This is a genomic window from candidate division TA06 bacterium, from assembly GCA_004376575.1.
Classification (GTDB): domain Bacteria; phylum Hydrothermota; class DG-26; order E44-bin18; family E44-bin18; genus E44-bin18.
Genome location: SOJN01000111.1, coordinates 1 through 11,974 on the forward strand (window position 1 = coordinate 1; position 11,974 = coordinate 11,974).

The following is an 11,974-nucleotide window of genomic DNA, read 5'->3' on the forward strand; positions in this document are numbered from 1 at the left end:
TAACCGGAGCATCATAGAAAGGAGGTGCAACAATGGCTTCTGCTGTTGGCAAGAATGGAAGGTCTGAAATTTCACCGTTGCCCCTCGGTTTGTCGCCAGGGCGTAGTTTGAATGACGTAATGCCAAAGCTAACAAAGAAAATTCTCGTTATGTGAGTTACGTCAAAAGTGGAGTCCAAGGGCATCGTCCCGAGGATAATAAGCAATGAATAAATCGAATGAAGGTACATGTGAGATGTGCGGACACTATGTGGATGTCAGACAAAAGGCCCATATTGCCGCTGAGGGCAAGAAAACAGGGAGCAACCTGTTGATGCTTTGTCCCTCATGCCACGTGATGTTTGACACCCGCCTAAAACCAAAGATTTTCAAGGCACTGAAGAAACTGAATGTCAAGAATCTCCCGAAGTCGTGGAAGACGTCTATTTATGAACAAGCTGCCAAAGCTTCGGAAGCGGCTCGAGGAAAGAAGCCCTCATAATAATGGCACACACAGGGAAGGCAACCGAAGATAAATTCGAATCTCAACCAGTTTCGTGTTTTTCGATCTAAGTTTTGCAATCAACGTTCTGAGTTACGAAGGGACCCGGTTCCCAGGTTTCCCTTGTTAGGAGGTTAGCAAGATGGTTGTGCTTGGCAAAAGGAGGCATGGAGACCCGATAATCATCGGACCAGACGAATCGATTACAAAGCCAAGGCGGATTCCCTTTAGTGAGAAGGCCTTTGAAGAAGGATGGCTGCAAGACCTTATAGAAGCGAACCCTGAAGTCTTACCTGTGGCCGACATAGAGCCTGTTTTTGCCCCCGCGATTTCTGTCGGAAGAGAGGTACAGACAAATGTTGGCCCCATAGACAACCTTTTCATAAGCCCTCAGGGCTATCTGACTATCGTCGAAACAAAACTCTGGCGCAATCCGGAAGCCCGGCGGCAGGTTGCCGGTCAGATCATAGACTACGCCAAGGAGGTCCGCCGGTGGTCCTTTGAAGACCTAAATCAACGTGTTCGCACTTACAACAAGAAGTGCGGGAAGGCCGACATCAGCATCATAGACACACTCCGAACCATTGAGCCAATCGAAGAGGACGAAGAGCCAACGATTGTGGATGCAGTAAGCCGCAACATTCGGGATGGCAGATTTCTGCTCCTGGTGGTAGGGGACGGAATTCGTGAAAGCGTCGAGGAGATGGCTGAATTCCTTAACCAGACACCGCAGTTGTATTTCACTCTGGCGCTTGTAGAACTGCAAGTCTATGAACTCCAGGGCGACAACGACAGATCCCTACTGGTAATTCCTCAAATCGTGGCTAGAACAAAAGAGATCACCCGCGCAGTCGTGGAGATCCGTGGCAAAACCGAGGGCATCAGCGTGACTCTTCCACCCGAACCTCCACCGACCACTACTGGCACGATAAGTCAAGAAGCCTTTTTTCGTACCCTCAGCGAAAATGTGGAGTCAGACCTTGTGGCTTATGCACGCAAGATGATTAATGACATGGAAGATCTTGGTTCCGATGTTGTTTGGAAAAAGGCTAGCTATGTCGTGAAGATCTCCGATCCATCCGGAAGTGGCGAGCTCTTTACTCTTTTTTGGGTCGATAGGAATGGCATTGCCCGCACTTTCTCCAAGTGGTTACCCAATCAACTCGAGAGGATCCTGGGCCTACCTGGCTCAAAACAGATAGCGATGAACTTCCTGGACAAATTCGCCGAGCTATCTCCCGGATACGAAAAGAGAAATAAGAAGAAACTATCCCTGGATTCCTCATTTGATCTAGTGGTACCACTCAGTGAACTTCAGGAGAATCACAAGAAACTGTGCTCAATAGTTGAATATATCATCAAGGAACTCAGTGAGCTGTCGGAAAAATCACACTGAATCTTCTCTGCCTCACGAAACACGGAAGAGGACATGCTCCGTACATCGAACGCTTGACAGGGGTGGAATAGGTGGGTAGCTCTGTCAGCACCCAAGAGATTCGTATCTATCACACGTCCGACTGGGAACCGAATCAAGGAGGTGAAAGCAGAAAGGATAATTGGCAGTCGACTCGCCTCAGAAGAGAGTATCTGTTTGATGAATTGGATGATATGCTCACACGGATACTTGAGACTCCCCCACATATCCTCCTGCTTGCCGGAGACCTGTTTGAGGGTAGTAAGATCTATGGGTCAGTACTCGCGGACTGGACGCGTGAGCAGTACGAACGGCTTCTCGACAGATTGGTGTCTTTGCAGAAGAAGCATGTGCACATATTCTATGCCCTTGGCTCACACGATATTGCCGCGTGGCGGAGCACCCCCGGCTGGAGGTGGTGGACAGAATTTCCAGGCACGATTCTCGGTAGGCCAGAAGGTGAGATCCTGCGTAATGTCGAAGTTGGTGGGCATACCGTTATTGTGCTTGGATTTGGCTCACTCGGTGGCTCCTTCGAGCAGAAGGGTTCGCGCAAAGGAGACAAGGCACGTAGGCAGATCTACGCCGGGCACATCGATGGATTTCTCAGGGATTCGCATGAGTGGTCCGATTCTCCCACCATCTTGATATCTCTTTCATACTACAAATATGGAAGTTGGTGGCGGGACAAGCCGGTTCATTACGTAGCCCTAGGTGGCCTTGAGACAGGTGTCCACAAGATTAAAGCTGATGGGGCTAGACGGAGCAGGAAAAATCTGAGGGAACCATTCAGGACTGCTTTGGGCTGGGGAGTAATACAAGGCCCGCCGGTTGGATTTTCGCCGCGCCATAAATACCCCAGGATTTTCAGCATCACGGAGATCGTCCTTCGGAAAGGGAATCAAAGGTGGACAGCTTCCGAACCGCAATTTCTTCATCCCGTCAAACTCACAAAGGTCTGCTGGAACTACGTTGAAACAGCCGACGGCGCATGATAGATTCGCACGTAGATTCGGAGTGAAATCGAGGTTCGTCCTCAGGCCACGGACCAATCATTTGCATCCAAACCTCCTTAAGCGCCTAACCTCGAAGCGGAAGAGCTCACCGCCCGATATTGCTTTCCTCACAATCGATGCCTTCCGTTTTACACTGTCCTGCGATCCACAGATCCTCTTAATCTCCTTCTCCAAATCATCATACAATTCCGTCTTGTCAATTCTGATATCTTGCAGCCATATTTCAAGATTGCCTCTTGGTGATATGGCCTCTGTAAGCGTTTTCAGATCTTTTCCATAGTCCACACCTTTGGGGCTTGAATCATGAAACACTTGGTACAGAACGACCACCTTGTCGGATTCCTGGGTGCACGCAGAGGCGGTCCGATGTAACATCTGATACACAACGTTGTCGATGCATCCTATCCCACTGCTTCTCGGCACAACGCATCCTTTCCAATGCTTCAGAACTCTCTGCCTATTCTCTATGTTCCCCTGCGTGCGCCACTGGCACACGGTCTGGTACCTGCCCTCTTTCCATTTTCCTTCGATCGCAAGAGATATTGGTTTTGAACAATACATCACGTCCGTAAATGACGGTTTACTTCTTTCGCTCGCTGATTTGACAGGATACTCAAAGCATAGTCTGCTGGGTTCAGCGAATTCAGCATGGATTCCCTGCAGGATAGCCCTTATTCCCGCAGCAGAATCTTTCCAATAGCATAGGAGAGGAATGGTAGAACAAGTGAGCCGGCTTAGGTCAGAATCAGATATTCTGTTCAAGATATCCGAGAAACATTTAACCTGCAGCTTCCCAACGCAAAGTTCCATGATTACTCCCCTCTGTCGGTACTTGATTCAAGAACGCGAAAGATAGAACCATATTGACAACGAATGGGCTCGGTGCTATCTTAGGACAACTGATCGGACAGAGCAACGTATTTGTAACACTAAAACGGGCAATTTGCGAAGACGACTGTCGGGAATGGAACTCCAGTGACTTCATCCAGAATATCAGGCACTGCGCCTTGGACTTCAGTGCGAGGTGCATCCAAATTCGAGAATCAAACATATTCGAGGGAGACCGCAATCAATGAAGGGATATATCGTTAGAGCAGGCGGTGGGCAGTTCGTGGGCCACTTCCTCAAAGGTGATTTTGCAGGCATAGGATGGATTAAGGCCGGGGATCTAACTGGCTTAACACTCGACCAGATGAGAGAGCAACTGAAAAAGACCTTTGGTGGTAGCCCCGGACAGATCGGCGCGAAATTGGGAGCTTTCAGGAAATTTGTTCTGGATATCCAAGAAGGAGATTGGATACTCACTCCGGATCTACCCAGAAGCCGATATATAGCCGGACGGGTTAGGTCAGGAGTCAGATACCAGGAGAAACCGAAAGATGGTTGTCCCTATAAGCATAGAAGATCAATAGATTGGACGATCCAAATTCCAAGAGATGAGCTGAGTGATTCTCTCAAACATAAGCTAGGATCGCTGCAAACCATCTTTGAGATAACGGCACACCTTGAGCAAATCCTTGAGAAGGAGCAAGGCCTGCCAGTGGATCCAGAGAAAATAGTCGTAGGAGATAAACTGAGGAAGAAATTGCTGGAAAGACTTCGGTCTATCGAACCAAAGCGCTTTGAGGCTTTTGTTGGAGGTCTCCTAGAAGTGCTGGGGTTCACAGGAGAGGTTACACAATATGTAGGTGATGGAGGAGTAGACTATCAAGGTACACTTCTTGTTTCAGACATTCTGGAAGTCCCAGTCAAAGTACAGGTTAAGCGTGTGAAAGGTGCTGTCGGCGCCCCAACCGTTCGCATGCTCCGGGGGACACTTGCCCAGGATGAGTTCGGAATCATTATGACTACTGGGCATTTTCCCGCCTCTGCTCGGCAAGAGGCTGCACGTGCAGGTCTGAAAACCATTGGGTTGGTAGCCGGAGAAAGACTCATGGAGTTGGTCCTGGAGAATTTCGAAACTCTCGATCCCCAATATCGCCGTATCCTTGGGCTCAAGCGAATGGTTGTGATGCAATAAATAGTGTCTTATCTGAGTATCTATCTAGAGAACCGCTCATGAGAAGTGGCGAGAATATCGTCTCTGAGGAAAAAATGTCAAAATGTCAAGCACCGTCCCCAAGGTTTTTGTACATATGTACATATGTGAAAGTGTGAAAATGGGAGTTGGGCGGGACATTGACTTTGTCAGCGGGGTGGGATAGAATCGCTCATGAGGAGTCACGAGAATGTCGTTTTTGAGGAAACGGGCGTTGGACAATAAACCGACAACATGCAATTTTCAAGCCTCAATACCAAGTCCCATCCCAGAGGGGGTGAGTTATGAGTAGCTATGCTGAAAGCTTTGCAGTACAGAATGTGCGGCGCCTCATCTGTATCACAATCTCTGTTCTGATGCTTCTTATGATTGCTGGGCTAACAGGCTCAGTTTATGCATCAATGGCGCTTGACATCGATGGCGACGGACGTAGTGAGACTGTCAGTTTTGAAGATGGATGTGTCGTGCTTCGGAACACCAGTGGCAAGATTATGCTGCTTCAGGAAACGGAGCGTGATTTGTCCCCCGGAAACAGAACGACGACTGGCAACCGCGACGAGGTGAGATGGCAGTTGTGGAAGTGGGGACCGATACAATCCCTGGTGATCCACCATGCTATGGGGGGCAATGCTTACTATGAAGATGTATTTGTACTATACCAAGGGCCGAATGCACGACCAGTCCTCTCTAAGATTTCAGAGTCAGACAAAAGAGGGGAGCTAAAAGACCTCAATGACGACGGGAAGCCGGAGCTAGTGATTTATGCGACTGAGATTATTGCCCCTGATAAGTTGCCCGATGGAAGACTAGAGTCAGCTTTCGGGATCGGGATCAATCAAAGTGGACTGAGTATGGCCGAGCAGGTTAGAGTTCCCTATGTGTTTACCTTCGCTACGACAGCAGGGACTCTATCAGTCCGTCCATGGAAATGTGGCGAGCTCTGCAAAAGTGCGGGTATTTACAGTGAGTGGATTTCCGGCCTCGTCTTTCTCATAAATAAATTGCCTTCAAGTAATGAAAGGAAAAGGGCCAGGAATCTGCTAAGGGCCATGGTAAGTCAGTCAATCTCGAGACCTGAGGGCTACCTTTACAACAGGGTGGTCGAGGTTTCGTCTAGCGGTACAAAATCTGCAAAGTTCCCTCTCGACAAGGGATTCAAAATAGCAGTCACCGTTGTTTCCCTCGACCCATTCAATGCAATCGACTTCTTCGTTCTTGATGAGCTAAATTACTTTAAGAGGAAATCTAATAGTAAGCACACGGCTGTTTCTGAGGCCAACAACGTGAGGGAGATCAAGGAATGGATCTATATCAATAAACAGGGGACATATTACTTCGTGGTTGAAAGCGACGCGTTCCTGTCCAGTACGGATGTAGCCATTGTGATCAGAAAACTTGAACGGGATCCGGAGTAGTGCAGACCCAAGTCGTCGAGTCTCTGTCCGAGGTTATCCGGCGGAAGATCGGCAAAGCGCCCACAGGTGTCAGAATGTCATGCACCGTCCCTTGTGCCCTTGAGGAGGGCGGCCAATGAAAGTTCGAAAAATCAAGAGTCTTAAGTATCGCTGCTTTACTGATTTCTCCTGGCCCGCTAGTCTTGCTGAGTTTGCCCGTTACAACCTTCTATATGGTTGGAATGGCTCTGGGAAGACAACCTTAACCAATCTTTTCAGAACCATGGAAAAGCGGGAGTCGCTGGCTGAAGGCGAGGCTAAGGTTGTGGTCGAGGGACGCACAATAGATCTGAACGGTATTTCAACAGAAACAGCTTTGCCTCAGGTTCGCGTTTTCAATGAAGCCTTCGTTGATGAAAATGTCTTTACAAGTCATGGTTCGGTTACGCCTATCTTTCATCTGGGTGAAAAAAACATCGAAAAGCAGGCCAAAATGGATGAGATGAAACTGCAGAGAGAGAAGAAGCGTGAGGAGCTAGCTGAGAAGCAGAAGATCGCATCGGAAAAGAAGACCGGACTGGACAACTATTGTAGGGACAGAGCCAATAATACCATAAAACCTCTTCTGAGCTCGTCTGGGAGCAATCCTTACAATAACTATAATAAGACCCATTACAGAAACAGAAGTGAAGAGTTATTGAAAGAGAAAGAGCCATCCGTATATGAACTGGGCGATGCTGAGGCGGACAAGTTGAAAAAGCAGAAGGAGGCAACCCCCAAGGAAAGCATTTCAGAAGTGTCTTTTGCTTTTCAAGATTTGGAGTTGTTGCATACGGAAGTGAAAAGTATTCTTGAACAGGCGGTTGTAGGCGAAGTTCTCAAGGAGTTGAAAGAGAATCAGGAATTAGCTGACTGGGTGAAGTCGGGACTGAAGAAACACCAGAAGGAAGACACTGAAACCTGTCTATTTTGTGGGCAAAGGTTGCCGGAAGGGCGCATGAAGGAGCTCGAGGCCCACTTCAACGATCAATTCATTTTGCTCACCTCGAACATCGATCAGAAGATTGAATCTCTGGAAAAGCAAATAGTTGCTTGCGACGTATTGAATGTTCCAGATGAGGCGAAACTGTACGACCATTTGACAGCGTCATTTGAAGGCGCGGTGTCTGAACTGCGCAAACAGATCTCTCTGCAGAGAATGGCCCTGGAAGAACTGGGAAACGAGCTTCAAGCAAAGAGAACCAAATTTTTTCAATCGGTTCCCTCAACGTTTGCTCATCCGAATATTGATAAATCAAAACTGAACGATGTTAACGAGATCATTCTGCAGCATAATAAGGAGAGCGAAGATTTTGACAGGAGTATTATGAATGCCCGCGAGAAATTGGAGAAATCGCTAGTTGCTAAATCGCTTCCAGAGTATTCGGAAAAGAAGAAAGCGATTGAAGAAGCGTCGAAAGCCAGCTGTCGAATCCAAAACGAAGTTGATACGCTGATTCGGCAAATCGAGAAACTGGAAACAGAGATAGTTGAGCATCGTAAACCTGCAGAGGAACTCAACGATGATTTGACGAACTATCTTGGACGGGACGATTTGGAATTCAAGGTAATGGACACCGGGTATCAGATATTCAGAAGAGACCAAATTGCGGATTCACTGAGTGAGGGAGAAAGAGGTGGTATTGCTTTCCTATATTTCTTGAAATCACTTAGTGACAAAAACTTCAATCTCAAAAATGGAATTGTGGTGATCGATGACCCAGCATCTAGCTTGGATTCGAACGCTCTCTTCTATGCTTTCAGTTTTATGAAGGAGCGGACAAAAGAAGCTGGGCAGATCTTCATTCTCACGCACAATTTTCCGTTCTTTAGACAAGTGAAGAACTGGTTCCATCACCTCAAGGGACAGAAGAAAAGGGACATCGAAGAAAGACCAGCTAGATTCTACATGGTTCAGTGCGAGAACAAGGGCGACGGTCGTTGCTCTATGATATCCGAAATTCCTCCTCTGCTGGAAAGATACGAATCAGAATATCATTATCTATTTAGTCTAATATTCTGTGAATCCCAAACGCAGTGTGATGGGAATTTGGAGAATTACTACCACCTGCCAAATGTGGCACGCCGGGTAATTGAGGCCTTCTTAGCATTCAAGCGCCCAGGATATGCCGGTGACCTTGGAAAGCAATTAGATTCCGTGGACTTTGACCCAGAAAAAAAGACCAGAATCCTACGTTTCCTTCACACCCACTCGCATAAGGGACAGATCGCCGAACCTGAACACGATTTCTCTATATTGTCCGAGACGCCGAAAGTCCTCGCGGATATTCTTGCCCTGATCAAATCTGAGGATGAAAGGCATTATGAGGAAATGAAGTCACTCATTATTGTAGAACCTGCGGAGGTAGAAGATGTATAGGGACGAAGGTCAAGTATTCATCCTCCGAGAAACGAGAACCGCATCATGAAGAAGACCTAGGCAGGATTCAATCGGACAAGACTGACATGCATATACCTAAAGAGCTACGATGGCCCCGGCGCTCAGACCGTTCAGCCGATGCTTGCGAGCGGTCAAGCTCTGACAACACTTTATCCGGCAAGGTCATTTTTGATCTGCTAGGAGCGAAATGCAGAGCTCTAGCGTCTGAGATTGGAAAGCTGCGATCTAAGGGGGGGCGAGATTATGTTCCGGTTGACAGACCCAATTGAAGGGAGTATGATTGGGGGCGAGTAGTAGTGCGTGTGGGTCAGGTGGCGGCTAAACACAAAGGAAGGGTGTATCGAGAAGTGAGGTGGTCCAGGTGACTGACGAGGCTTTTATCCAAGAGGTGAAGAAAGAAATGCGGGCGTTCGAGAGCCACGCTGTTACGTCTACTGGTGACAGGTTTGCGGTTTGGTTCGCCTGCAGATTCCTGGATCTTGATCCAGGAGACGTGGTAAACAGGTTCCACATAGGCTCTGCCGGAGATGAAAAAGCCGATATTGGGATTGTCGACGATCAATTCCCCACGAAAATGATAATCCAGTGCAAATATTCAGACAGTCCTCTTACGAAGAACTACGGGAAGAACGAGATTGATGAGGTTCTTAACGCAAGACGACGGGTGGACACCGCACCGGAGGATGGCAACGAGCGAAGACGTCAGTTTGTCCAAGACTTCAGGGGAAGCAAACTGCCGGAGAAAGTCATAATAGTGGCGTTCGGCGGTTTCACGACGGCACCGAGGAACAACGCCTACGAATACGCCCGCGCGAACGACGTACACCTGTATGACTTCGAGAGACTGAAGAGGGAGTACCTGCGAATCACTAACCCAACGGCTGCGATAAGGCCGAGAGAAGTATACCTACCGTTTGACGAAAACAGATTCTTTATGTTTGATGAAGGAAGTACGAAAGCGTATTTCATGATAATCCCCACAGAGAGTATATACGAGCTCGTACGTGATGTTGGGGACGGCATATTTGAGGAAAACCTTAGGTTTCAGCTTCCCAAAACGAGTCTGTCGAGTCTAATTGCTGGAGAAATCAAACGCACCCTAGAAGATAGGCCGATGGAATTTGCGGTACTCAATAATGGGGTCACATTCATCTGTGAGAGAGCAGAGATAAACACTGATAATTTGAAACTGGTACAACCACAGATTATCAATGGCTGCCAGACTGCATATGCCATCTTCGAGATGTACGAGTCCTGGAGGAAGGGCGGCAAAGAGACTGACACGCTGGTTTCATACCTTCCGACCAAAATCATAGAGACTGACATCAATGATGCGGAGCGAATTAGACGTATTTCCAATGCAGCGAATCTCCAGAACCCTATTACGTCTAGAAACAGGTACTCTAATGACGAACTCCAGAGAGAGCTTAGCAACACCTTTGTGAACGTGTCCAAGAAGATCTTCTATGACTATAAGGATGGGGGTTGGGGATCGGTGTTGAGAAGCAACACACAGAGTCTGTTCAAGGTACCTGGCGTTAGGGGTAGAGTATACAGAACTATCAAGAATCAGCTGGTTGGGCAGATATACCTTGCTCTGATGGGCAAACCCCAGATCGCAGGAAACCAGAAGGGGATTATTTTCTCTGATGAGAAATTCTACAATGCCGTGTTCAACTACCAACTGTCAAGCTCAGATCGGTTCTCTAGGATCGCTCTATCTCCGTCCAAAGTTATGCTGTCTTCGGGTGAAGAGAATTTCATAGACGATGTGCTGTTTGGATTTCGAGTATATAGGCTGCTAGAGGCGATGGGGCAGCATCTATACCCCAGGAAGATTGGGTCTTATAGTGTTGACTTGGAAGACCCCAATTATCAATACTACGAGAAAGTTGCTGTCAAGGAATTTGTCAAATACTGGCATTTCCACGTGATTCGTATGCTTCACGAGATAGTGTATCTGAAGACATCCGGCGACCCTGTACAGACATCCGAAGTGAGGAGAAACTTGGTCACTGATGAGTTCGACCTGTTCTTTAGCCCTGTGAAGAAGATAGCAACAGAGTTCAAAGTCGAAGAGAGACCACAGAAATATACAATTCTGGACATCGCAAATCCATCGGAGGACTTCCCGCTTTATGGGAAATGGATATCGAACCTCGAACAGGTGGTCTACGACGTTGTGGCCCCCGAACGAGTCAAGCCAGATTGGAAGGGATTCAACCATTTCTTTTATAAGCGAGAGGCAACTCTGGACGAAATTCGTAGGAAAGTAACGGATATACTGGGTGGGGTTGATTCGGATCTGAAGTTCCCGCTGGAATGATGGGCAGTGCGAGAGGGAGGAAGATGCGCAACCGGGCTCATGCGCCCCTCTTTGCTGCTAAAGACCGAGTGTGTTTCCCGCACTCGGCCATGTTCAATAGTCTAGAGTTCCCCTTTGTTGGCCTTTGCGACGAAGTTCTCCAGAGATACGATGGCTACTAGGTGAGCGTGTGTGAAATGGGGATCGAGGCCACCGCGAATGTAGAACTTCCTTAGCTTCCACCCTTCTCCACCTAGTACCAGATACGCCTTCTCGTATTTGCCATGCGAGGATTCAACCGCTTCGGCGAGGCAGATGACCTCAAAAGGCACTTTCTGCTCAGCAGTTCCCTGAACCTGCTGCCATTTCAGAGATATGAGAAATGCCTTTCCGCTCTTGTCTTTGGCCACTGCGTCAACTACGTGCTTTCCGCCGCCGAGACGCTCACCCACCTGTACTTGGCGTTCGCACTCGTAGTTCCCCTTAGCTAACGATGGCAAAACCATCATTTCCAGGACTCCTCCGGTTCCGGTATCGCGAGGGACCATGGTTCCGTTCCTTCAATGGCTAACGTCCATGCTCGAGACAGCGTATGTCAGTTAGCCATCAGTAGTTTAGAATGAGATACTCCTCTATTTCGCCTCTACCTGTTGCTTTGCAGTTGATTGCTCTTTTGGCAAGCACCTTCTCCAGCTTGAAACCTTTGTAAAGCTTCCGAACGAGTTTCGTGTGAGAATTGCTAAGCATAACCTTACAGCCACGTCTGTCCAATTCCTTGAAGACTTCTGAAAGCCTGCGCTGCTCGTCTTCACCAAAGGAATTGCTGGTGTAGCTGGTGAAGCTCGAGGTCTTGCTCAAAGGTTGATATGGTGGGTCGAAGTAAATGA

At 48.0% G+C, this 11,974-nt stretch carries 10 protein-coding genes; 7 read left to right on the forward strand and 3 right to left on the reverse strand.

Features of this window, described 5'->3' with window-relative positions; all coding sequences use genetic code 11:
• Positions 1 to 204: 204 nt before the first annotated feature.
• The 3 genes from E3J62_09520 to E3J62_09530 all read left to right on the forward strand — a co-directional run bounded on the left by E3J62_09520 (position 205) and on the right by E3J62_09530 (position 2,889).
• Positions 205 to 480: a hypothetical protein gene (locus tag E3J62_09520; protein TET44722.1), complete on the forward strand. Its 276-nt coding sequence runs from the start codon at positions 205 to 207 to the stop codon at positions 478 to 480.
• 142 nt (positions 481 to 622) lie between these two features.
• Complete coding sequence (locus E3J62_09525) at positions 623 to 1,876, forward strand: hypothetical protein (GenBank protein ID TET44723.1); 1,254 nt, start codon at positions 623 to 625, stop codon at positions 1,874 to 1,876.
• Positions 1,877 to 1,947: 71 nt separating this feature from the next.
• Positions 1,948 to 2,889, forward strand: a complete 942-nt coding sequence (locus tag E3J62_09530) for a hypothetical protein (GenBank protein ID TET44724.1) — start codon at positions 1,948 to 1,950, stop codon at positions 2,887 to 2,889.
• Between the two features lie 57 nt (positions 2,890 to 2,946).
• Here E3J62_09530 and E3J62_09535 read toward each other — a convergent pair whose 3' ends face one another.
• The gene (locus tag E3J62_09535; GenBank protein ID TET44725.1) at positions 2,947 to 3,720 is read right to left on the reverse strand and encodes a hypothetical protein; all 774 of its coding nucleotides are present in this window, start codon (positions 3,718 to 3,720) and stop codon (positions 2,947 to 2,949) included.
• A gap of 262 nt (positions 3,721 to 3,982) precedes the next feature.
• Between E3J62_09535 and E3J62_09540 the strand changes: the two genes are divergently transcribed.
• From E3J62_09540 to E3J62_09555, 4 genes are all read left to right on the forward strand, one after another.
• Positions 3,983 to 4,930, forward strand: coding sequence for a hypothetical protein (locus E3J62_09540; protein TET44726.1), 948 nt, complete (start codon positions 3,983 to 3,985; stop codon positions 4,928 to 4,930).
• 302 nt (positions 4,931 to 5,232) lie between these two features.
• Positions 5,233 to 6,363 carry a hypothetical protein gene (locus E3J62_09545; GenBank protein ID TET44727.1) on the forward strand — a complete coding sequence of 377 codons (1,131 nt, stop codon included), beginning with the start codon at positions 5,233 to 5,235 and terminating at the stop codon, positions 6,361 to 6,363.
• Between the two features lie 115 nt (positions 6,364 to 6,478).
• A complete protein-coding gene (locus tag E3J62_09550; GenBank protein ID TET44728.1) occupies positions 6,479 to 8,761 on the forward strand; it encodes a hypothetical protein in 2,283 nt (760 codons plus the stop codon).
• Between the two features lie 382 nt (positions 8,762 to 9,143).
• A complete protein-coding gene (locus E3J62_09555) occupies positions 9,144 to 11,108 on the forward strand; it encodes a hypothetical protein (GenBank protein TET44729.1) in 1,965 nt (654 codons plus the stop codon).
• 101 nt (positions 11,109 to 11,209) lie between these two features.
• On the opposite strand, the gene E3J62_09560 is transcribed toward E3J62_09555, so the two are convergent.
• The gene (locus E3J62_09560) at positions 11,210 to 11,635 is read right to left on the reverse strand and encodes a hypothetical protein (GenBank protein ID TET44730.1); all 426 of its coding nucleotides are present in this window, start codon (positions 11,633 to 11,635) and stop codon (positions 11,210 to 11,212) included.
• 58 nt (positions 11,636 to 11,693) lie between these two features.
• Positions 11,694 to 11,974: DNA adenine methylase (locus E3J62_09565; GenBank protein TET44731.1), on the reverse strand; the 281-nt coding region annotated here is incomplete at its 5' end.